The sequence below is a fragment of the Pectobacterium polaris genome (genome assembly GCF_002307355.1).
Classification (GTDB): Bacteria; Pseudomonadota; Gammaproteobacteria; order Enterobacterales; family Enterobacteriaceae; genus Pectobacterium; species Pectobacterium polare.
The window spans coordinates 790,430-813,611 of sequence record NZ_CP017481.1; the positions used below are offsets into that span (position 1 = coordinate 790,430).

General features: G+C 53.9%; 22 protein-coding genes. 6 read left to right on the plus strand and 16 right to left on the minus strand.

The window, feature by feature from the left end:
• Positions 1-67: 67 nt before the first annotated feature.
• From ysgD to lptM, 8 genes are all read right to left on the minus strand, one after another.
• Entirely contained in the window at positions 68-124 is a 57-nt protein-coding gene (gene ysgD / locus BJJ97_RS22445) for a YsgD/CorL family protein (protein WP_349814568.1), read from the minus strand.
• A gap of 187 nt (positions 125-311) precedes the next feature.
• Positions 312-1,058 carry a cyclase family protein gene (locus tag BJJ97_RS03550; RefSeq protein ID WP_095993088.1) on the minus strand — a complete coding sequence of 249 codons (747 nt, stop codon included), beginning with the start codon at positions 1,056-1,058 and terminating at the stop codon, positions 312-314.
• Between the two features lie 144 nt (positions 1,059-1,202).
• Positions 1,203-3,365, minus strand: coding sequence for a DNA helicase II (uvrD, locus tag BJJ97_RS03555; RefSeq protein ID WP_095700860.1), 2,163 nt, complete (start codon positions 3,363-3,365; stop codon positions 1,203-1,205).
• Positions 3,366-3,445: 80 nt separating this feature from the next.
• A complete protein-coding gene (gene yigB / locus BJJ97_RS03560) occupies positions 3,446-4,162 on the minus strand; it encodes a 5-amino-6-(5-phospho-D-ribitylamino)uracil phosphatase YigB (protein WP_095993089.1) in 717 nt (238 codons plus the stop codon).
• On the minus strand, positions 4,162-5,097 hold the full coding sequence (xerC, locus tag BJJ97_RS03565) for a tyrosine recombinase XerC (protein ID WP_095993090.1): 936 nt from the start codon (positions 5,095-5,097) through the stop codon (positions 4,162-4,164). The genes yigB and xerC overlap by 1 nt, the downstream gene beginning before the upstream one ends.
• Entirely contained in the window at positions 5,094-5,798 is a 705-nt protein-coding gene (locus BJJ97_RS03570; RefSeq protein WP_095993091.1) for a DUF484 domain-containing protein, read from the minus strand. The genes xerC and BJJ97_RS03570 overlap by 4 nt, the downstream gene beginning before the upstream one ends.
• Complete coding sequence (dapF, locus tag BJJ97_RS03575; protein WP_039277685.1) at positions 5,795-6,619, minus strand: diaminopimelate epimerase; 825 nt, start codon at positions 6,617-6,619, stop codon at positions 5,795-5,797. The genes BJJ97_RS03570 and dapF overlap by 4 nt, the downstream gene beginning before the upstream one ends.
• 64 nt (positions 6,620-6,683) lie before the next feature.
• Entirely contained in the window at positions 6,684-6,869 is a 186-nt protein-coding gene (gene lptM / locus BJJ97_RS03580; protein ID WP_039486713.1) for an LPS translocon maturation chaperone LptM, read from the minus strand.
• Positions 6,870-6,928: 59 nt separating this feature from the next.
• Here lptM and cyaY point away from each other — a divergent pair, with 59 nt between their 5' ends.
• Complete coding sequence (gene cyaY / locus BJJ97_RS03585) at positions 6,929-7,249, plus strand: iron donor protein CyaY (protein WP_095993092.1); 321 nt, start codon at positions 6,929-6,931, stop codon at positions 7,247-7,249.
• A gap of 34 nt (positions 7,250-7,283) precedes the next feature.
• Here the strand turns inward: cyaY and BJJ97_RS03590 are convergent, their stop codons facing one another.
• Positions 7,284-8,456, minus strand: a complete 1,173-nt coding sequence (locus tag BJJ97_RS03590) for an MFS transporter (protein WP_095993093.1) — start codon at positions 8,454-8,456, stop codon at positions 7,284-7,286.
• Between the two features lie 45 nt (positions 8,457-8,501).
• Entirely contained in the window at positions 8,502-11,060 is a 2,559-nt protein-coding gene (locus tag BJJ97_RS03595) for a class I adenylate cyclase (RefSeq protein ID WP_095993094.1), read from the minus strand.
• 332 nt (positions 11,061-11,392) lie between these two features.
• On the opposite strand from BJJ97_RS03595, the gene hemC reads away from it, so the two are divergent.
• The 4 genes from hemC to hemY are packed head-to-tail and all read left to right on the plus strand — an operon-like array spanning position 11,393 to position 15,415.
• Complete coding sequence (hemC, locus tag BJJ97_RS03600) at positions 11,393-12,334, plus strand: hydroxymethylbilane synthase (protein WP_095993095.1); 942 nt, start codon at positions 11,393-11,395, stop codon at positions 12,332-12,334.
• Positions 12,331-13,071 (plus strand): uroporphyrinogen-III synthase, encoded by a 741-nt coding sequence (gene hemD, locus BJJ97_RS03605; protein WP_095993096.1) that lies wholly within the window; start codon positions 12,331-12,333, stop codon positions 13,069-13,071. Before hemC ends, hemD begins: the two co-directional genes overlap by 4 nt.
• A gap of 23 nt (positions 13,072-13,094) precedes the next feature.
• Positions 13,095-14,219, plus strand: a complete 1,125-nt coding sequence (gene hemX / locus BJJ97_RS03610) for a uroporphyrinogen-III C-methyltransferase (protein ID WP_095993097.1) — start codon at positions 13,095-13,097, stop codon at positions 14,217-14,219.
• Between the two features lie 2 nt (positions 14,220-14,221).
• Positions 14,222-15,415, plus strand: a complete 1,194-nt coding sequence (hemY, locus tag BJJ97_RS03615) for a protoheme IX biogenesis protein HemY (protein WP_095993098.1) — start codon at positions 14,222-14,224, stop codon at positions 15,413-15,415.
• Between the two features lie 682 nt (positions 15,416-16,097).
• On the opposite strand, the gene BJJ97_RS03620 is transcribed toward hemY, so the two are convergent.
• The 6 genes from BJJ97_RS03620 to purB form a co-directional block, all read right to left on the minus strand.
• A complete protein-coding gene (locus BJJ97_RS03620; RefSeq protein ID WP_039325746.1) occupies positions 16,098-17,255 on the minus strand; it encodes a M20 peptidase aminoacylase family protein in 1,158 nt (385 codons plus the stop codon).
• 77 nt (positions 17,256-17,332) lie between these two features.
• On the minus strand, positions 17,333-18,094 hold the full coding sequence (locus BJJ97_RS03625) for an amino acid ABC transporter ATP-binding protein (RefSeq protein ID WP_039486701.1): 762 nt from the start codon (positions 18,092-18,094) through the stop codon (positions 17,333-17,335).
• A 9-nt stretch (positions 18,095-18,103) separates the two neighbouring features.
• Complete coding sequence (locus BJJ97_RS03630; protein ID WP_039486752.1) at positions 18,104-18,775, minus strand: amino acid ABC transporter permease; 672 nt, start codon at positions 18,773-18,775, stop codon at positions 18,104-18,106.
• 138 nt (positions 18,776-18,913) lie between these two features.
• The gene (locus BJJ97_RS03635; protein ID WP_039486699.1) at positions 18,914-19,705 is read right to left on the minus strand and encodes an amino acid ABC transporter substrate-binding protein; all 792 of its coding nucleotides are present in this window, start codon (positions 19,703-19,705) and stop codon (positions 18,914-18,916) included.
• Positions 19,702-20,244: a GNAT family N-acetyltransferase gene (locus tag BJJ97_RS03640; protein ID WP_095700871.1), complete on the minus strand. Its 543-nt coding sequence runs from the start codon at positions 20,242-20,244 to the stop codon at positions 19,702-19,704. The genes BJJ97_RS03635 and BJJ97_RS03640 overlap by 4 nt, the downstream gene beginning before the upstream one ends.
• A 9-nt stretch (positions 20,245-20,253) precedes the next feature.
• Positions 20,254-21,618: an adenylosuccinate lyase gene (purB, locus tag BJJ97_RS03645; protein WP_095993099.1), complete on the minus strand. Its 1,365-nt coding sequence runs from the start codon at positions 21,616-21,618 to the stop codon at positions 20,254-20,256.
• Positions 21,619-21,865: 247 nt separating this feature from the next.
• Here purB and BJJ97_RS03650 point away from each other — a divergent pair, with 247 nt between their 5' ends.
• Positions 21,866-23,173, plus strand: a complete 1,308-nt coding sequence (locus tag BJJ97_RS03650; RefSeq protein ID WP_095993100.1) for a histidine-type phosphatase — start codon at positions 21,866-21,868, stop codon at positions 23,171-23,173.
• Positions 23,174-23,182 lie beyond the last annotated feature (9 nt).

A 23,182-nucleotide genomic window follows, 5' to 3' on the forward strand; every position in this document is an offset into this window, starting at 1 on the left:
TCTGACTCGTAGCGACAAAAACAGCATCGCTGACAACCACGAAGGGTATCAGCAGAGGAAGATAGCCTTAGAAGTTGTACCTAATGAACAGGTTAGTGAGCCAGTATCGACTGGGTGTGTCCAAGGCGTTAGTCCTCCGAGAATAATGATGCGCGCATGTTACGCTGAGATGAAAAAGACTTCAACTTTAAAACCGCGGCTGAAACACGCTGTAAAATATTGGTCAACTGGATAAGGTTTATCCAATAAATTCGGCGCGGAAAGTGGTAAAAAACGCAGTCCTCAGAGTAAAAAAGAACTGCGTTTATCTGTCAGGCGTTGTCGGGTAAATAGGCGATGGCACGGACGGGGAAGCCGGGTGCACCAGCGAAATTAGGGTAGCTGACATGAATATAAGCACCGGTAGACGGTAGCTGATGCAGGTTATTCAGTACCTCGACCTGCCAGGCATTTTGGTTCAGCACGAAGAACTCGCCGATAAGCCCGTTATTGCGACGGAAATCAGCGGCGGAATCCGTATCCAGCGTCTCGTGCCCAACCGCGCTAATGCCGCGCTCTTCAAACAGGAACGTCAGCGCCTCAAGCGACCACCCCGGCGTATGGCTGTTGCCTTCTTCATCTTTATTGGCGAAGGCGTCAATATCGGGCCAGCGCGTGCTCCAGCCGCTGGCAAACGCGACAAAGCTGCCTGACGGAATTTCCCCATGCTCGAGCTCAAACGTCAGAATGTCATCAACCGACAGGCGGTAATCGGGATCGTGTGCGACGGCGTCTTGTTTGTGGAGCACCACCAGCGGTAGCAACAGCTCTTTATTATCAATACGATCCAGATAGCGTTTACCCGCGACAAAATGCCCCGGCGCATCAATATGCGTCCCCGTCTGCGTCGCAAACGTCACCGCCTGCGCATAAAATCCGTGATCTTCGACGTTGAATAAGGTCTTGCGCTGTAACACACCTTCAAACGCGCTAAAAATAGGAATCGACTCCGTCACCGTGTGCGTGAGATCGACCCATTTCTTCTTCTGTAGTTCGGCAATAATTTGGTCTAGCGTCATGGGCATGCTCCGTTTTTATTGTGATACCACACATCCATGGATACGCGGCAGGCCACCTAGCATTGTCGAAAATGACGATAAAGACTAAGACAGGGTTTTTATAAGTTATATAACCCCGTCATACACCAAGTCGCATCGTGACGATCACACCGTTTCCAGCCGAGCATAAGCGGCGACCAGCCATTTAATGCCCTGCCCTTGAAACGCGACCTGAAGGCGGGCGTGATCGCCGCTGCCTTCCAGATTCACGATCGTACCTTCACCGAACTTGGCGTGGCGAACCCGCTGCCCCAATTTGTAACCGCTGTCGTTTTGCGTTATCGGCGTGCCGAGGCGCTGATGATTAACCGGACGGGAGACGCTGGCGCGTAATCGCACTTCTTCAACACACTCTTCCGGCAGTTCTCCGACGAAACGGGAAGGCCGGTGATAGGCTTCTTTGCCGTATAAACGGCGGGATTCCGCGTAGGTGATCGTCAGCTTTTCCATCGCGCGCGTGACACCGACATAAGCCAGACGACGCTCTTCTTCCAGACGCCCGCCTTCATCCAGCGACATCTGGCTAGGGAACATGCCCTCTTCCATGCCGACGATAAACACCTGCGGGAATTCCAGCCCTTTCGCCGAGTGCAGCGTCATGAGCTGAACCGCATCCTGATTGGCGTCCGCCTGACCTTCGCCCGCTTCCAGCGCGGCATGCGACAGGAAAGCCTGAAGCGGCATCAAATCCTGATCTTCTTCCTGATAGCTGAACTGGCGCGTTGCCGTCACCAATTCTTCCAGGTTTTCTACCCGCGCCTGCCCTTTCTCGCCTTTTTCCTGCTCGTACATACTCCACAAGCCGGAATCCTTAATCGCCCGGTCGGTTTGAATATGCAGCGGCAACTCAGAGGTTTCATAGGCCAGCGCATCGATCAGTTCGATAAAGCGTTGCAGCGATGCCGCCGCCCGTCCAGCCAGCACTTTCTCCTGCAACAGCACTCGCGTGGATTGCCACAGCGTCAGCTGACGATCGCGCGCCGTCTGGCGTACCACGTCCAGAGTACGATCACCGATGCCGCGCGTCGGCGTATTCACCACACGTTCGAACGCCGCATCATCGTTACGATTAGAGATCAGGCGCAGATAAGACAGCGCATCTTTAATTTCCTGCCGTTCGAAGAAGCGCATTCCGCCGTAGATGCGGTACGGCATACTCTGCTGCAACAGCGCCTCTTCCAGTACGCGCGACTGGGCGTTGCTCCGATACAGAATGGCGTTATCGCTCAGCGCCCCGCCATTTTCCTGCCAGGCTTTAATCCGGTTGACGACGTAACGTGCCTCATCCAGTTCGTTGAACGCGCAATACAGCGAAATGGGTTCACCTTCTGCGCCATCGGTCCACAGGTTCTTGCCGAGTCGCCCGCCGTTGTGGGCAATCAGCGCATTCGCCGCTTTCAGGATGTTGCTGGTCGAGCGATAGTTCTGCTCCAAGCGGATTGTTTCCGCACCGGCAAAATCTTTCAGGAACAGCTGAATATTTTCGACCTGCGCCCCGCGCCAACCGTAGATCGACTGATCGTCATCCCCAACGATCATCACCTTGGCGCTGTCGCCCGCCAGCATATGGATCCAGGCGTACTGAATGCGGTTAGTATCCTGAAATTCGTCCACCAGAATATTGGTAAAACGTTCGCGATAGTGGTTCAGCACATGCGGCTTGTTCAGCCACAGTTCGTGCGCGCGCAGCAGCAGTTCGGCGAAATCCACCAGCCCAGCGCGATCGCACGCTTCCTGATAGGCCTGATACACGCGCTGCCACGTTTGTTCGATAGGGTTGCCGTAGCTTTCAATGTGCTGCGGGCGCAGACCTTCATCTTTCTTCCCGTTGATGAACCACATCGCCTGACGCGGCGGCCATTGTTTCTCATCCAGATTGAGCGCACGAATCAGACGTTTCAGCAGACGCAGTTGATCTTCGCTGTCCAGAATCTGGAAATCCTGCGGCAGATTGGCATCCATATGGTGTGCACGCAGCAGGCGATGCGCCAACCCGTGGAAGGTGCCGATCCACATGCCGCCCTGGCTGGTGCCGATCAGGTGATCGATACGGTGGCGCATCTCCGCCGCCGCTTTGTTGGTAAACGTCACTGCCATGATGGAGTACGGCGAACAGTTTTCGACGGACAAAAGCCAGGCAATACGATGAACCAGTACCCGCGTTTTGCCGCTGCCTGCCCCCGCCAGCACCAATAAATTGCTGCGCGGCGCGGCTACCGCGTCACGCTGTTTGTCGTTGAGGCCATCGAGCAGTTCAGAAACGTCCATAGGTACGGGTTATCCGGTGGCGGGAAACGCCGCATAAGCAAGGCATTTCCACTGGTGATTTATACAGATTAATGCTGTGATTATAGCAATGCCGACAGCGATGCCAACCGCGAAATTTCAATATGCGGCAGCAGTCGGGCGTCACCAATCTGCGTCAGGCTGCCTTCACGCAGGTTAATCCAGCAGGCCTGCATACCGCAGCGGATCGACCCCGCCACATCGGTCGTGAGATCGTCACCGACATGCAGGATTTCATGCACAGGCAGGTTGAGTTTTTGCGCCGCCAGATGGTACATGTCATCAAACGGCTTGGCACGACCGTGCGGGCCAGCGCGCAGGATGAAAGAAAAATAGCGATCGAGGCCAAAGCGGTGCGGCTCCGCGTTACCGTTGGTGATGGCGGCCAGCGGCACTTTCTCCGCTAACGCCGCTAACGTCTGGTGCGTCTCTTCGGTAATCGTAATCTGGCTGCGCCAGTGGGCAAAGTTTTCCATTGCCGCTGTTGCGCCATCCTTAGCCTCTGCCGCACTCAGGCCGCGCTCTAACATCGCCAGTTCAGCCGCACGGCGACGCCATTCAGTCACGTCGTGATAGATGTCCGGTTCTCGCTCAAGCAAGGTCTGGCGTAAGTTCTGAAAATCATCGGCCTGAAAATCACGAAGCGCCGGATGATACTGTTGCAGAAAGTGGATTGACTCTTGCCCCGTGCGCCGAATGACGTCCGCGTTATCGTACAGCGTGTCATCCAGATCGAACGTGATTGCCCGGATCGGGCCAAGAGGTCGGTAAAAATGCATCAGGGTTTCCCTCGTTTGGCGCGTGGATGCGCGGCATCGTACACGGAGGCTAAATGTTGAAAATCAAGATGGGTATAAATCTGCGTTGTGGTCAGGTTAGCGTGACCAAGCAGCTCTTGTACCGCCCGTAAATCACCGCTGGATTCCAGCATGTGCGTCGCAAAGGAGTGACGCAGTTTATGCGGATGAACATGGCTATTAACGCCCTGCTTAACTCCCCATTCGGCAAAACGCTTCTGCACGTTACGCATCGAAATGCGCCGCCCCTGATTGGAGATAAACACGGCATCATCCTGCGGGCCAAACAACTCACGCAGTGCCAGCCAGCGTTCCAGCCAGGTTACTGCCGTTTTTCCTATCGGCAACTTGCGCTCTTTACTGCCTTTCCCCATGACCCAGACTTCACCGCTGGCCAAATCAATATGCTGATAATCCATACCAACCAGCTCCGCCAGACGCAGCCCCGCGCCGTACATCACTTCCAGCATCGTGCGGTCGCGCACCGCAAGGGGATCGTCCAAATCGATCTCCAGCAGCCGGTTCACCTCATCTACGTCCATATTCTTCGGTAATGGCCGTCCGGCTCGCGGCGTGGATACCCCTTTAGCAGGGTTCGCCGCCAGCACGCCGCGTGACACCATCCAGTCGAGAAAGCTGCGCAGTGCCGATAAACGTAGTGCCAGACTGCTGGAATGTAGCCCATCGCGCTTACTGCGGGACACCACGGAACGCACGCCAGAAGCATCCAGCTTGCGCCAGTCAGCCACACCTGCTGCGGAGAGTATCGTGATAACCGCTGACAGTTGGCGTAAATAGCTGGTCTGCGTCAGCGGGCTTAGCTGACGTTCTACTTTTAGGTAGCGCAGGAACGCATCAACATCGGTTTGTAACGGCGAAGAGGAAGGCGTTTCCGATGGCGCGGGCTGTTGACTCATACCCGTTCAACCCAGCGCGCCAGCATCGCTGGCAGCATCATGGCCATTTGCTGAAGCAGCACGGTCCCCATGCCATCCTGATAATGGTGGCTGTCGCGGCTGCTGAAAATCAGCACGCCCAAATCGTGATGATTTCCCATCAGCGACAGTGCGACCGACCCAACCTGTCTGGCCTGTGGCAGCAGGAGCAGCAGCTCCGGCCCGTTCAGACTGCCAAGATAGTGGTTACTTTGTCCGAAGCGCTGAATGCGCAGCGGCTCAAAGGTGGAGCGGTTTAGCCCAAGGTGGGTAAAACCAGAAGGCGCACCAAGGCGCCATTTATCGCTAAACAGACGAACCGTTGCCCCCGCCAGACCAAGCTGACGCGCCCAGCGCTGCAAGCGTTCCAACATGTCCGTCAGGCTGTCCGCCGACGCCAATTCAGTTTGTAACCCAAGCAGGCGATTGAACAGCACTTCGTTCGCCCCCGCCTGCTCCATCAACAGCGTGATCTCTTCCTCAAGCTGAGTAATGTGGTTACGCTGACGTGCCAGCTGCCATTCTACCAGCGACACGGTTCCCCTGACGGGGTGAGGAATGCGCATCTGCTCGACGGGACGCGCATTGCGGATAAAAAAATCAGGATTCTGTTGCAGGAACTGCAAAACCATCTCGTCACTGAGTGCGATCTCGCGCTCTGCCTGTTCCTCGACATTCTTCATAAATGAATAAATCCATCGTAGACATGCGTTGCAGGCCCGGTCATGAATAACGGATGTCCTGGCCCATCCCACTGGATATCCAACTCCCCGCCCGGCAGAGATACGCGAACGTTCGCGGACAATAATCCCTGCTGGATCCCTACCGCCACAGCAGCACACGCGCCGCTACCGCACGCCTGTGTTTCTCCCGCACCGCGTTCGTACACCCGCAGACGGACAGTGTGGCTATCAACAATTTGCATAAAACCGATGTTGGCTCGCTCGGGAAAACGCTCGTGGCTTTCCAGCAGCGGCCCCAGCGTTTCCACCTTCGCCGTGTCCACATCCTCAACCTGAATCACACAGTGCGGGTTGCCCATCGACACCACGCCACACAGCACCGTGTGCTCGTCGGCACGCATGATGTAGGTTTTCTCCGCTTTGACCGCGCGGAAAGGCACCTGTTGCGGCTCGAAATTCGGTTCGCCCATGTTGACGCGCACCAGTTCGTCATCGGTCACCGACAGCACCATCCGGCCTGTCTGCGTACTGACGGCAATATCACGCTTGTTGGTCAGCCCTTTCAGGCGAACAAAGCGAGCAAAGCAGCGCGCGCCATTGCCGCACTGCGCCACTTCGCTGCCATCCGCGTTAAAAATGCGGTAATGAAAATCCAGTTCAGGATCGTAGGGCGGCTCGACGACCAGCAGTTGGTCAAACCCTACACCACAGTGTCGATCCGCCAAACGGCGAATCAATTCGGGTGAAAAATAAACGTTTTGCGTAACGGCATCAACAACCATGAAATCGTTGCCTAACCCGTGCATCTTAGCGAACTGCATTATCCTGACTCCCCCGCTTGCTTAACCGGGCGCGTGACCTGTTATTGATTACTGTCGTCACGCATTAAGGACGCATTGACGTTTTCTTTTGCGGCGGCTGGTTCTCATTTTGCTGAGTCGTTGACGCACCGGATTTACCATCGGTAGGCATATAAAGCGGCCCTTTCAGACCACAACCGAATAAACTCACTACTGATAACACCAGAAAAAACTGGCGAAACACGTTTTTCATCACGTTAAGACCTGTCATTAATACTCGTATGCTCTCTATAATCGCAGGTGGATCATGAAAATCAATAGGAATCGAAAATGAACGATAGCGAGTTCCACCAATTAGCCGACGAACTCATGCTTCAGTTGGAAGAAACGCTGGATCGGTTTGAAGGTGATGCCGACATCGATTACGAAACCAACGGCGGCGTGATGACGCTGAGTTTTGAAAATGGCAGCAAAATCGTGATTAATCGGCAGGAGCCGCTGCACCAAATCTGGCTGGCGACCAAAGCAGGCGGTTACCATTTTAATCTTCAGGCGGAACGCTGGGTATGCGCTCGCAGCGGTGAAGATTTTATCGCGCTGCTGTCAGCAGCCTGCTCGGATCAGGCCGGGGAAACCGTTCACTTCGGGTAACGGCCTTTTCAACGGCCACGCGGCGCGCCACACATCAGCGCCGTCCCAGAATTATCAATCCCAGAACCAGCAACAACAGCATGCCGATACCTACCATATTGACCATCGGCCAGCCGCTGGTCAGCGCCATCAGGCTGCCAGCAGACAGCGAAGCCAGCGCGTTAGGCACGTAAATCACCAGCGAGTTAATCCCCTGCAAACGCGATTTATGCACTGAATGGGTAAACGCGTTCAGCATGAATGTCCCGCCGTTGAACATAAACGCCCACCCGATACCGAACAGCATCAGCGCAAACAGGAAGTGCCAGAACGTCAAACCGCTCAGCGCCACCGCCACCCCGACGACGTTACACACCATGCCAATCACCACGACCTGAATCGGCGTCAGTCGTTTCGCCAGCAGCACTAACAGCAGCGCAGGCGCATACATGGCCACAAAATGCCATTGCAACACCGTCGCGCTGTGGCTGACGGAAAAGTGGTGTTGGTGCATTGCCAGCGGCACGGAGTTCATCAATAGCGTCATCACGACAAATCCGACGGAACAGCTTGCCGTTCCCAACACAAACGCTCGGCTTTTCAGGATCGATCCCAGCGGTTCACTACGCTGAGCGCTGGGCGTCACAATAGGCATCAGGGGAAGTTTCAGGCCAAGCAACAGCAGAGACGTGACAACACAGATGCAGCCCGCTGCGATAAAGCTGCCGAGAAACGGGTACGACGCCCAGAGCTGAGAAGACTGGCTCGCCGCGAACGGGCCGAGAAAACCGCCCAGGATACCGCCGCTGATCACCCACGAAATGGCACGATTTTTCTGCTGATTATCGGTAAATATCTCAGCCGCGGCGAAGCGATAATACTGATTGAAGGCGCAGGACATCCCCAGAAAAAATGTCGAAAATACAAAGAGGGAGAAGCTGTGTAGCGCAATCGCCAGCGCCGCCAAAAGCGCGCCCACTAGCCCGATCAGCGTGCCGATGATGAACGCATTGCGCCTGCCATATTTTGTCATCAGCGACGAAACGGTATAGATCATCAGCGCCGCACCGCACACCGTCGCGGTAATCGGTAGCGTGGTCAACAGCGGAACGGGCGTCATCGATACGCCAACCAGCGTAGAGCACAGCGTCATCAGGGAAATAATACTGCCGGTCAGCCCTTGTCCGAGCGCCAGCAGTATCAGGTTTCGGCGTTGCAACGAGTCCATCAATACATCCCTTTCTGAATACGCTGAAAGCCGAGTGTCAGAGGGTTATAGAATCTGTAACCGCTGCTTCATCGTCATCACCTCATCATCCACCACAGGCGTAATGCACAGATGAGAAAGTGCGCTGCTGCGGAACGGGATCACCTGCGTGCGGCCGTCCAGCTGTACGATTTGGTAGAACTGCGGCAGGTTGAAATTGATAAAGCTGGAACCGTAGGTAAAGCGATCGTGCGAAGACGAATAGAAGCGGCTGACATCACGCACCAGCTCTTCTTTACTGCCTTCACAATGGTGATACACCTCAACGCGATTCGACTCATCCAGAATATAGATATTAAAGCCCTGATTTTCTGTCAGATCTTCAAAGAAGAACTGGATGATCCCTTCGCTGGCGACGCCATCGACCACTGGCGGTAAATGCACGTGGTTGGTTTCAACCTGAACCGGCTGGCCTTGCAGTTTGTTGTTGGAAATCGCGCCATAAAACTCGACCGCATTTTCCAGCTTCTGCACCGATACACTCAGCCGCTCGAAGAACAAACCCCAGGTTTGCCCTGCCACTTTCACCGCTTTGAAGCGCCCTGGCTCCTGCTGACGCGTACTGGTCAAGCGCAGCTCAATGCATTCGGACACCAGTTGCTGCACACGGGTACGAATCAGCCCGCGCAGGTGCTGGCTGTAGCAGAAGACTTCCAGCGATTCCGGCAGCGCCGCATCCTGATGCATTTTGCCCAGAATGGTTTTCAGCGCTTCCAACACCGCCTGTTCGCCGCTGAAATGCAGCGTACGCACTTCGTTCCACGAGTTGCGATACAGCAGGTCGATACTGCCGACCAGACACTGCTGCTGCTGGCCGAAGCTAAAGACATCCAGATGACGGAAATCGAAATGCACCACCTGATTGCGGAAGGCCGCCGTCGGATCGTGTTCCAGATTGACGATAATCGCCAAATGACGAATTTCACACGGGCTGTACAGCGCCTTCGGCGTAGGGGCAGGCAGACGCAGCGGGAAGTGGCTGGCTACGTCGTCCACCAGCGCTTGCAGGCGCGTGATGTTACACAGCTCGTTGCCTTTAATGTGCAGGCGCGTGCTCGGCGTCAACAGGCCGTTAAAATATGCCCACGCCACCAGTTTGTTCAGATAGCGGTTATATTCCAGCGGCTGATGGCTGACGATCGCATCCATCGACGGTGCCTGATTGTACAGGTACCAGCCAGAACGGTTCGCGCGCCCCGCAGGAACATAAATAAAGGTTAAATTCGGCTCCGATAAGTCGGGCGAAATTTGTGGGTTCAGCAGGGTAACTTTACCCGGCAGCGCTTCAAACGCAGCGTACAGTTTACGGGTCAACACACCGATATCCTGCGGGCTGGCGCTGACGCTCAGATTATTACGGCGGGCGAAGCGAATCAGGTTGCGATAGGTCTGCATCATCGCATCCAACAGCTCATTATGTGCTTCGCGTACCTGTTCGATTTTCCAGTTAGCGCGGTTATCCAGCATAGCCAGATGCTCGTCGCTCCAGCCCCATTCTTGCACCAGTTGGCTCAGAATCTGGCGACGCCAGCCGACGCAGGCTTTTTCTCTGGAGAGCTTTTCACAGACTTTTAAGTAGAAACATCGACGCGCCAGATCCAGACGCGTGGGATCGTTGATCGCCGTCAGGTAGTGCGTCACGCGATCCAGCATCATGCAGTAAGGATCAAGACCGAAAGAGACGATCTCACCGTCATGCAGACGTTTTTTAATTTCTTTCGACAGCAGGCTGGTATCCGGGTATTCCCAGGAATAGGCTTCCAACAGCAGCGTCTTCAGTACGGCTTTATACGGGGAATCGATACTTTTATAGAGCTGCCAGAGACTCGCGCCGAAATACTCTTCCGCCGACAGCGTGCTCAAGCCGCCTAAATCCATCCACTCGTTCGGTGCCAGCGCGCCCTGCGAGTACAGCGACAGCACATATTCGTCGTAGTGAGATTCTTCCTCGACCGGCACCATATTCCACAGAATACGTTTACCCGCCATACGCACGGCGGTACGGTAGAATTCATCGAGTAATAGAATGTGCTGCATGGTGCCGCAGTCTTCACCGCTAAGACTACCGCTTTCATTGTGGCGGAAACGGCTTTCATCCATCAGGAAGAAGCTGACCTCAGCGCCCTGCGCCGCAGCCCACTGCTCAAGCAGCGTACATTTCTTCTGTAGGAGTTGGCGTTCTTCGCTATCCAGCCAGGATTGGTGGCACACCCAGATATCGAGATCGGAGCTACAGCTCTGCCCGATAGACGAGGTGCTTCCCATGGAATAGATGCCCGTGATCGGCAGTTCACCCTGCGGATGAGAACAGTCAAACGGCCCCCAGCGCAACGCGATGCCATCAAGGTACTGTTGCTGCTTTTCATCAGGCGTGTGAGTGCAGATACCGTGAGGCACCTTGCCTTCAAGGTAGCCTGGCATCAACGGGTGATGATGATGTAATAAAATGGGCAGAAGACTGTAAACCTGCTGAAAAGCGGGTTTCATTGCTCCCAGAGCACGGTCAACACGCAGTTGGTTGATCGCATCCAGTCTTTGCTTCAAAGTCTCGATGTAGAAGTACAAGACGTTTCGCCTGATTTATCCCAGTGCCTAGAAAAACCCCGTGTTCCAAATCCGCATGATGAAATTAGAAGAATGTTTAGCGAATTATTGCTGGAAACGTGATCAATTTAACACCTTGCTGATTGGGCGTAAAGAAAGTAAAGAAAGTTAGACTTACCTATCTTGCTTTATTACGAATTTACCTACCCGACTGCATCAGCACGGCTTCTTTACTCGACTTGCGGCACCCGAATTTCAGACCGTTTTAAAAGGCGCGCCGCTAATGCCCACAACCTGACACCAACGCACCATCAATGATACGATGGCGGAAAATGATAAAAACGGTATCAAGCATGTTAGCCAATATTATTAGAATTGCCACCCGACAAAGCCCGCTAGCCCTATGGCAAGCACGATATGTTCAGCAGTGTCTGAACCACCTCTACCCGGATTTACACGTGGAGCTGGTACCGATGGTAACCCGCGGCGACATCATCCTGGATACGCCACTGGCAAAGGTCGGCGGTAAAGGATTGTTTGTTAAAGAACTGGAATTGGCGCTGCTTGAAGGGCGCGCTGATATCGCCGTCCACTCCATGAAAGATGTGCCCGTCGAATTCCCAGACGGCCTCGGCCTGACCACCATTTGCGAACGCGACGACCCGCGCGACGCTTTTGTTTCCAATCATTACGACAGCCTCGATCAATTACCAGAAGGCAGCTGTGTCGGCACCTCCAGTCTGCGCCGCCAATGCCAGCTACGCGCCCGACGTCCCGATCTGGTGATCCGTGATTTGCGCGGCAATGTCGGTACACGCCTGTCAAAACTGGATAACGGCGACTATGACGCCATTATTCTTGCTGTCGCCGGCCTGAAACGCCTCGGCCTTGAAGAACGCATCCGCTGTGCATTAAGCCCTGAAGAGTCTCTGCCTGCCGTCGGACAAGGCGCTATCGGCATCGAATGCCGTTTGGATGACGAACATGTCCGCCAACTCCTCGCCCCGCTCAATCACGCCGATACCGCGGCTCGCGTATGGGCTGAACGCGCCATGAATGTACGCCTTGAAGGCGGCTGTCAGGTGCCGATTGGCAGCTATGCTGAACTGGAAGGCGACACGCTGTGGCTACGTGCGCTGGTTGGCGCGCCGGACGGTAGCCAAATGATCGTCGGTGAACGTAAAGGAAGCGTCTCCGATGCCGAACAAATCGGCATTGCACTGGCTGAAGAGCTGTTAGCAAAAGGAGCCAGCGCCATCCTTCAAGCCGTTTATCAAGGGTCAAGCTCATCATGACTATTCTGGTTACCCGTCCGTCACCAACTGGCGAACAACTGGTGACCCGTTTAAGAAAGCTCGGCTATAACGCCTGGCACAGCCCGCTGATCGAGTTTTCACCCGGACGAGAACTCGCCAGCCTGCCTTCACTATTACAGGCACTGAGCGCCGACGATTTGGTGTTTGCGCTCTCACAACACGCCATTCATTACGCCGATCCGATGCTGGCACGCACAGGCATCAGTTGGCCTGCCCATCTCGCTTATTACGCCATCGGCCGTACCACCGCGCTGGCGCTGCATAAAATCAGCGCACACCCGGTAACCTATCCGCCTGAGCGCGAAACCAGCGAAACGCTCCTGCAACTTCCTGACCTGCAAGATGTTTCCGGTAAACGCGCGCTATTGCTGCGCGGCAACGGCGGCAGGGAACTGCTGGGAGAAACGCTAACCGAACGCGGCGCACAGGTGACCTACTGTGAATGTTATCAGCGCAGAGACGTTCACTATGACGGGCTAGAGCAAAGCCGCCACTGGCAACAAATAGGCATCGACAAACTGGTGATTACCAGCGGAGAAATGCTACAACGGATCTATACTTTAGTACCTGATTACTATCGGGCTTCCTGGTTACTCGGCTGCCAGCTGATCGTCGTCAGCGAACGGCTGGCAGAACAGGCTCGTCAGCTTGGCTGGCGTGATATCCGAGTGGCCGATAACGCCGATAACGATGCGCTCGTGCGCGCACTACAATAAACCTGATCATGGGATGTACCATTATGACGGAACACAATACCCCCACAGCTCCATCCGACGAGGTTGCTGAACGGGTTGAACCCGCGCATCAGCAGCAGGATCCTGCACCGCAGCCCAAACGTAGCGGTGCCGTGCTCGGGGCGATCGCGATTGTGATTGCGCTGGCAATAGGCGCGGGCTTGTATTACCACGGCCACCAGCAGGCGCAGAAAGAAACCGCTGCGCTGCAACGTCTGGAAGCGCAGTTAAACACATTGCAGCAGCAGCATAAGCAAGAGCAGCAGCAGTGGCTGGACGCTCAACAGCAGCAAAGCAAAGCGCAGGAGACTGCCGCACAGCGTCTTGAGGCGCTAACGCGTCAGTCGGACGAGCTGCGCGATAAGCTGGCGGCGCTTTCCAGCCATGACACCAATACCTGGCTGATCGCTCAGGCAGATTTTCTGGTGAAACTGGCAGGACGCAAGTTGTGGAGTGACAAAGACGTCACCACCGCAGGCGCATTGCTGAAAAGCGCGGACGCTAGCCTGGCGGAAATGAACGATCCCAGCCTAATAGAAATCCGCCGCGCACTGACCAACGATATCGGTGCACTGGCAGGCGTGAGTCAGGTCGATTTTGACGGCATCATTCTGAAAGTAAATCAGCTCACCGATCAGCTGGATAACTTACAGCTCGCCGACAACAATACTGATGAAGCACCGATGGACGCCAACAGCACAGAGCTGTCCGCTTCCTTGAGCGAGTGGCGACAAAATCTAAGCAAGAGCTGGCACAATTTCCTGGCTGATTTTATCACCATTCGCCGCCGCGACAGCGCTGCCGAACCGCTGCTGGCACCGAATCAGGATGTGTATCTGCGCGAGAATATCCGCTCACGTCTGCTGGTTGCCGCACAGGCCATTCCTCGCCACCAGAATGAAGTGTACAAACAGTCGCTGGAAACGGCAGCAACCTGGGTTCGCGCCTACTTCGATACCACCGACCCCACGACGCAGGCCTTTTTGGATCAGCTCGATGCCTTAAGCCAGCAGTCAGTTTCACTGGATGTCCCAACGGAGCTACAAAGTCAGGCACTGTTGGAAAAACTGATGCAAACGCGCGTTCGTAACCTACTGGCTCAGGCGCCAGCCACACAGCAAGGGGAATGAGCATGCTAAAAGTCTTATTGCTGTTCCTGATCCTGATCGCCGGCATCGTGATCGGCCCGATCGTCGCGGGTCACCAAGGTTACGTCCTGATCCAAACGGATAACTACGACATTCAAACCAGCGTGACCGGTCTGGTCATTATGCTGGTACTGTTCTTTCTCGCCTTTTTGGCGGTGGAATTGGTGCTCCGCCGGATCTTTCGTACCGGATCCCGCACGCGTGGCTGGTTCCTCGGCCGCAAACGCACACGCGCCAGAAAACAGACCAAAGCCGCGCTGCTCAAGCTGGCCGAGGGCGATTATTTACAGGTAGAGAAGCTACTGACGCGCAATGCCGATCATGCCGAGCAGCCTGTGGTTAACTACCTGCTGGCAGCCGAAGCCGCTCAGCAGCGCGGCGACGACTTCCGCACCAAGCAATATCTGGAGCGTGCCGCCGAGGTTGCAGATACCGATCAGCTTCCGGTAGATATTACACGCGTGCGTATTCAGCTAGCGCGTAATGAAGATCATGCTGCACGTCACGGCGTGGACAAACTGCTGGAGGTTGCGCCCCGCCATCCTGAGGTACTGCGTTTAGCGGAGCAGGCTTTCCTGCGTACTCACGCCTACAGCGCGCTGCTGGATATTCTGCCTGCGATGCGCAAGATCAATCTGTACCCTGAAGAACGTTTGTTGGATCTACAGCAGCAGGCCTATATCGGCCTGATGAATCAGGCGATGGCAGATGGTGGCAGCGAAGGGTTGAAATCATGGTGGAATAATCAGAGCCGCAAAGTACGCCATGAAATCCCGCTCCAGGTCGCGATGGTTGAGCATTTGATCGAGTGTGACGATCATGATACCGCTCAGAAGATCATTCTCGATGGACTCAAACGCCAGTATGACGAACGTTTGATCCTGCTCATGCCACGCCTCAAAGCCGGAAACCCAGAACAGCTGGAAAAAGTGCTGCATCAGTACATCAAGCAGCAAGGCGCTACTGCGCTGTTGAGTAGTACGTTAGGTCAGTTGCTGATGAAACACGGCGAGTGGCAGCAGGCCAGCGATGCTTTCCGCACCGCATTGGAATTACGGCCGGACGCTTACGATTATGCCTGGCGTGCAGATGCGCTAGATCGGTTGCATCTGCCGGATGAAGCGGCCCAAATGCGGCGCGAAGGGCTGTTACTCACGCTACAGCAGCCTGCCAGCTAATTACCACGTAATTCCTTTCATAAGGCTCCTTTTTGGAGCCTTATTCTTTTGTATGACCCGTCCGAATAGCCCAACAGAAGGCGGTTACCGGACATTTTCCTCAGACGAAAAAAAACGCTTACCGATAAACGGTAAGCGTTGAAAATATCAGGTCTGTCAGACAACAGAATGGTGCCTCACTCAACGTTATGTCCGGAAGGCCCGATGGAGATTTGCATCTTCATCTGGAGTTGGACGATAGGCACCTCAAATTGGCTCTGCGTCATTCCCAGGATTATGAAGCCGAAGCAAGCATAGAAGGTGGAATGAGCATCTACCCGCTTATTTAAGCACAAATTATGCCAACATGCATAATTTTATTATCACTAGCTCATGAAATCGCGATAACCAGCTAATAATAAATACTATTTTTATTTATCGACTGGGAGAAGACCTCAGACACGTTAGCCGGCAAAAACGAGATCGCGCTCACAAAACCTGTCGCCATTCAGAGACGAATTTATCGAATAAAATATTAATCATTATTAATCAATGGATTAAATGTCTCTTTTTTGCGACAGCAGAACCCCTCAAGTGTCGTGTTTTTCCGACAGTCCCATTAAAGCTGTTGATTCAATTTAAAAAAGGGGAAATATCCGCGCCGGGAAACCGACGCGGACAGGATTGGCTTAATGAGAGGAGATTAACGGGAGGACAGCTGTTCTAAACTCTGCTTCGCTACCTGATACAGATAGTGCGCGGTCGGGAACAGCGCGCTGTCATCAACGCGGAATTTTGGGTGGTGCAGCGCATACGGTCCACCGGAGCCGACCATCATGAACGTACCTGGCAGTTTCTGCTGATAGAACGCGAAATCTTCACCAATCGGGCTGGCTTCCACGCGGCGCGCTTCAAACCCTTCGTCACTCGCCACATTCAGCGCAAACTCAACCCACTCTGGCGTGTTGATCACCGACGGCGGCCCTGCATGCCACAGGAACTCAATTTCTGCGCCAAAGGTGCTAGCGATACCTGCAACAATCTGACGGAAACGCTGTTCAATCAAATCGCGTGCGGCCTGATTGAACGTTCTGACCGTGCCTTCAACATAGGCAGTGTCCGGAATAACGTTCCAAGTGCTGCCGCTATGTACCTGAGTAATCGACACCACCGCGTTATTGTCGGACGATACCGTACGGCTGATGATGGTCTGTACGGCAGAAATCAGCTGACCCAGAATGATAATCGGATCGTTACCTTCATGCGGTTTCGCAGCGTGACAGCCTTTCGCTGCGATCTTGATCTCAAAGCGGTCAACGCCCGCCGTCAATGCACCATCTTTCCCACCAATGACGCCAACAGGCAGCGTCGGATCGTTGTGAATGCCGAAAATCGCTACCGCATTGTCCAACGCGCCGACGGCAATGACTTCCGGTGCGCCCAGCCCGGTCTCTTCAGCAGCCTGGAACAAAATCCGCACCGTACCTTTCAGCTCCGGCTCGATTTTCTTCAGCAGAATCGCCGCGCCCAGCGCAGCGGAAGAGTGAAAATCATGACCGCAGGCGTGCATCACGCCTTTGTTGAGCGACGTAAATTCTACGCCGGACTCTTCTTCAATCGGCAGGGCATCGATATCAGAACGAACCACGACCAGTGGACCATCCTGTAAGCCGCCGACTTCCGCGACCAGGCCGGTTTTCAGCGGCAGGTCGAGGACACGAATGCCCTCTTTTTCCAATACCGCACGAATCTTCTTCGTGGTCTCAAACTCCTGATTCGACAGTTCAGGGTTGCGGTGTAAATCGTGGCGAAATGCCTGAATAAACTGAGCCAGAGGCTCGTGCTGAGGTGCTGTTCTCATGAATACTTGCTCCACATTATCGTGCCCTGCCTGACAGGGCTGCCTTGTTCAGGCGTGCAGGTGTGTCTACGTATGCGTTAAATATCGTACTCAAGCGGCTCAGGCAGCTTGGTCAACTGACGCAGGAAACGCTGGGTTTGCGGGTTATCCGAGAAGCTAATCACCTGCTCCGCCGGGCCTTCCTCAACGATATGACCGTCCGCCATGAAGATCACGCGGTCAGCCACTTCTTTCGCAAACTGCATTTCATGGGTGACGATCACCATCGTGGTGTCATTTTTCGCCAGCTTCTGAATCACCTGAAGCACTTCGTGTACCCTTTCTGGGTCAAGCGCCGAGGTCGGTTCATCAAACAAAATCGCCTTCGGATCCACCGCCAGCGCCCGCGCAATACTCACGCGCTGCTGCTGCCCGCCGGATAGCGTCACCGGATACTGTGCCGCCTGCGGCAGCAAACCGACCTGCTCCAGCAAAGCCAGACCGATTTCATTCGCCTTCTGCTTCGGCATTTTTTTCACGACAATCAGCGCTTCTGTCACGTTCTCCAGCGCCGTCTTGTTCTTAAACAGGTTGTAACTCTGGAACACCATCGCCGTCTGACGGCGCAGCGCATAGGCCTCTTTAGCGGAGTAACGACGCGTATCCAGCGTTTGCTCGCCAATTTCAATCGTGCCCGACTCTGGCGTTTCCAGCAGGTTCAGGCAGCGCAGCAGCGTGGATTTACCTGAACCAGATGGACCGATAATCGCCACGACTTCGCCTTTCGCGATATCCAGACTAATGTTGTCCAACACCACCTGATCGCCAAAGCGTTTAGAAAGATTCTTTACACTGATCATGTCAGCCCCTTATCGCTGTAGCGAGTGATTCAGTTTCTTCTCAAGCTGTTTTTGCAGCCAGGCGTAAACAACAATCACCATCCAGTAAATCAGACCCACAACCAGGAAGGTCTCAAAGAAACGCAGAGATTCAGCGGCAATCATTTTGCCTTCCGCGAACAGTTCGGAGACGCCCAGCGCAAAGGCCACCGAGGTATCTTTAATCAGGGAGATGAAAGTGTTCCCCGTCGCGGGCAGCGCATTCAGCATGGCCTGAGGCAACACGATGCGGCGATAAACCTGTGCTTTACTCATGCCAATGGATAGGCCCGCTTCCGTCTGGCCGAAATCCACTGAGGCCAAGCCCGCACGGAAAATCTCAGCCATATAGGCGGACGTTTTCAGGCTAAAGCCGATAATCGCGGCCGTCATCGCATCCAGATTGGATAAGCCAGGGAATAGCTGCGGCAGGCCGAAGTAGATGATAAACAGCTGAACCAGCGAGGGAATACCGCGGAACAGCGAGATATACAGTTCGACGATTTTTACGACCACGACGATCTTGCTTTCACGGACTAACGCCAGGAGAAGGCCGAGCACCATAGCAAAAAACATCGAAACCACGGCAAGGAACAGCGTGGTTGGCAAATACATTAATACCTGGGGAAAGACCTTTAGCAGGTAGGCAAGATCGATATTCATGAGTAATACCATTAATGCATCCACCGGCCATATTGCACCGGTGGAACAGGGTTATAACTATTTGCTACATAACGAACCATCTAGCTACATAACAAATCATCTGGCTACGTAACGGCTCGCCAGAATGACGGCGCGAGGTTATTTAGCCGGTGATACCGTGATGTCTTCACCAAAATATTTTTCGGAGAACGCTTTCAGGCGTCCATCTGCGCGCATTTTCGTCAATTCTGCATCGAACTGTTTACGCAGCGCATCGCCTTTCTCGTCCTTATGGAACGGGAAGCTCACTTCTTCAATCACCAGCGGCTCACCGACCAGTTTGAACGGCAGGTTACGCTTATTGATTTCAGCCAACAGAATCGGACGTGAATTCACGTAGCCTTCAACACGTTTAGACAGCGCATCGTTCATCGCGCCATCGCGTGTTTCATAGGTACGAATATTCACGCTGCCGTCGGCAAACGCTTTTTTCAGGTTGTTGACGTGGTTAGAGCCCAGAACCCCAGCAACCGTCTTCCCTTTCAGGTCGGCCAGTGTATTAATGTCCGCATTGTCTTTGTGCGTCACAATCTGGCTGCCGTAGAAGCTGTACGGCTGGGCGAAGTTGTATTTTTCCTGACGCGCCGGCGTAATGGCTACCACGTTCGCTACAGTATCCAGTTTTCTCGCTTCCAGTTGACCCATCAGGCCGCTGAAATCGGCGGTGACCCACTCAACTTTGTAGTTCAGATCTTTCGCGATGGCTTCCGTGACTTCAACGTCAAACCCGACCAGCTTGTTATCCTGCTTGAAGCCACTTGGATAACTTTGGCCTGTTGAACCCACTTTCAATACTTTTTCCTGCTCAGAGCCGCTTTTCCCAGAATCACAGCCAGCCACAAGAAAGGCGGTCGTCAGCGCCAGAACAGACAACGTTACTTTTTTCATCATTTTACTGCCTCTCTTTTTGATTTTTTATCTTTCCACTGGTCATACAATTGGTTATCAAGGATTTTTTCCATCCAGATTGTCAGGTGTCCTTTTCCCAGATTCGTCTGCCCGACTTCCTTGAAACCATAATTTCTGTACATCTCAATCAACCACGGGTGGTTTTGCGCGGTGCCAAGTGACACGGCAGGCGCTTTAAGCTGGTTAATCAGAATTTCTTCCTCCAGCCAGCTCATCATTTGCTTACCCAGCCCCTGTTTTTTATAGCCAGGGTGCGTCGCAAACCAGCCCAGATGGGGTAGACCGAACGGGCCCGGCTCCGGCCCCCACGGATAGCGGATGGTAAATGACGACACCATCTCACCGTCTTTTTCCATCACATAAACGCCGTGTGAGGCAATATGCGTACGCACCATGTCGATATCCGCATGGGCGGCGGAAAAGTTGATACCCAGTTGGCGAATCGGCTCAAATGCCGCTAGCGCCAGTGCCAGATAGGTTTCATCGTCCGCAAGCGTAGCCTGACGAAATACGATACTCATGATGTCACCTTATTCTGGCAGCAGGCCGGAGTTATCCGCGTAGCGAATCACGTCATCAACCTTCTGCGGCGCACTGCCAACGTAGTTAGCCGGATTCAGCCATTCGTCCAAATCGGCGGCGGTCACCTGTTCAGAAAGCACTGGGTGAGCCAGCAGTACCGATTTAAAGGACTGATTCTGCTCGAATGCCTGCATAGAACATTCATAAACCAGATGGTGAGCAGTCTGCTTGCCAAGACGTTTGCCAATCTCGAACATCACTTTCTCAGACAGCAGCAGGCCATTTTGCAGATCGAGGTTCGCCAGCATCTGCTTCTCGTTGACGGACATGCCACGCAGGATGCCAAGCGCATTCTGAAGCTGAGCAGACAGATAGATATTGATTTCCGGCAGCGCAATCCACTCCGCACGCCAGCTCATCGCATCACGCTCATGCTCAACTTTCATAGATTCATGAATCAGCGCGGCGCTCTTAAACAGCGGAGCCGTCAGGCTCGCCAGCCCTTCCAGGGCGGCAGGGTTGCGTTTATGCGGCATCGTCGTAGAACCGATTTTCCCTTCAGAGAACGGTTCTTCGATTTCGTTAATCTCGGTGCGCATCAGGTTGTACAGCTCGTTGCCGATTTTGCCCAGCGTACCGCTGATCAGAACCGTAACAGAAGCATATTCGGAGAAGCGATCGCGGGCAGACTGCCAGCCGATATTCGGCGTATTCAGCCCCAGTTTATCCAGCGTCAGTCGCTCGATTTCCGGCCCTTTCTCGCCAAAAGAGGCATAGGTGCAAATCGCACCGTTGATGTTGCCAACCAAAACACGTTCTTTGATTTCACCCAGACGTTCGAGGTGACGGATAAATTCATCTAGCCAGACGGCCAGTTTGAAGCCAAACGTGGTGGGCAGCGCCTGCATACCGTGGGTACGACCGGCCATCAGCGTATGCTGGTGTTTCTTTGCCAGACGTTTCAACTCAACGGCCAGCAGTTGTGTATCTCTGACGACAATATCAAAAGATTGTTTCAGCTGTAACACCGTCGCCGTATCAACGATGTCCTGCGTGGTCACACCGTAGTGAATAAACTCACCCGCGGCACCGCACTGTTTCTGAATCGCGGCAATCGTCGGCATCAGAGAGTGCTTCATGCGCGCGGCATCTTTTGCAATCTCTTCAACGTTAAGCGCGCTTGCGTCAGCGTTTTCTGCAATGGTTTTTGCCGCATCCAGCGGAATGACACCCAGTTCACCCTCGGCAAGCGCCAGGGCGACTTCTACTTCGACCTGTTTAGTCAGTCGGTTATGCTCGGACCAGACGCCGCGCATTTCAGGCGTGCCAAAATTATTCCCTATAAGAAGAAAATCAATAAGATGTGATGCCATAGTTAACTCGTTAGTGTTGGATTTATCAGGCGGGATTTATATCGTCTTTTTAATTTTTAAAAATATAACATGCGGAAATTATGCGCTTTATACCTTTGGGATCTATCTTAGATCAAAAAGTTTGATTGCAAACTATGCATGCAGAAATGTTCGCTAACACTCTCTCCTCTGCTGAAAAACCCATTTGTCACTTTCCTCTTCCTACAATGAAACTCCTTATCCGTATGACCGCTGCCGAAGGATTATCATGCTTTCCCACACGACATTACGTACTCCCCGTAGCTTATTGATTACCATGATCATTATTTCATCCTTTTCTACTCAGGCTCAGGCGCAGGATCGCTATCTTCTGGAAAAGGTCGTTGAAGTCAGCCGTCATGGCGTACGTCCTCCAATAGAATCCAACACGATGGCACTGGAATCCGGCACGGCACGACAGTGGCCTCAGTGGGTCACGCGGGAAGGTGAATTAACCGGACATGGCTATGCCGCCACCGTATTAAAAGGCCGCTACGAAGGTGAATATTATCGTCAACAGCATCTGTTCGCGTCAGGTTGTCCGACGGAACAGCAGATTTATGTGCTCGCCAGTCCGCTACAACGTACCCGCGCAACGGCACAAGCTTATATGGACGGCATGTTTCCAGGCTGCGGCGTTGCGACGCATGCCGTTGAGGATGAAAAGCAAGATCCGCTGTTCCACGGGGATAAAATGGGCATTGGCACGCTTGACCCCGAACGGGCAAAGGCTGCGGTGCTGGAAGCCATGGGCGGTGATTTGAATATCGCCTATCAGCGTCTTAAGCCCAGTATCGAGCTGTTGAAGCAGGTCGTATGCGAAGCAGATAAGCCGTGCCCGGTGTTTGATAAACCGTGGGCGATAAAACAGGATAAAGACGGTTCGACTTCTATCAGCGGCCTGAATACGCTGGCGAATATGAGCGAGGTTTTCCTGCTGGAGTACAGCGAGAATCTGCCGCAGGCACAGGTCGCTTTTGGTCACGTCAGCAACACACAGGATCTCATTCCGCTGATGGCCCCGATGACCGCTAAATACGACTTCACCAATGATGTTCCCTATATCGCACAGCGCGGCGGTTCGCTATTCATGCAGCAAATCGCACAGGCTCTGGCGCAAGGGACGCAGGAAGCGCAGGACACGTCACAAGGTGAACCACCGGCCGTTCCTTACTTGCTGTATGTTGCTCACGACACCAACATCGCCTATCTGCGCACGCTATTGCAGTTTCACTGGCAGCTACCCGGCGATACCGCGGATAATATTCCGCCCGCAGGCAGTCTGGTATTCGAACGCTGGCGTGATACCACCACTCAGCAGCGTTTCTTGCGTATCTATTTCCAGACGCAGTCGCTGGATCAGATTCGTTCACTGACGCCGCTTGACGATCGGCAGCCGTTACTGAAAGAGGAATTTACCTCTCAGGGCTGCCAGCAGACAGAAAAAGGCACACTGTGTCCTTTTGATACCGCACTGAAATCAATGCGAGAACGTATCGATAGCAGCGCGCTGGCACCCGTGCATTACGCGCCGTAACGCGCGATA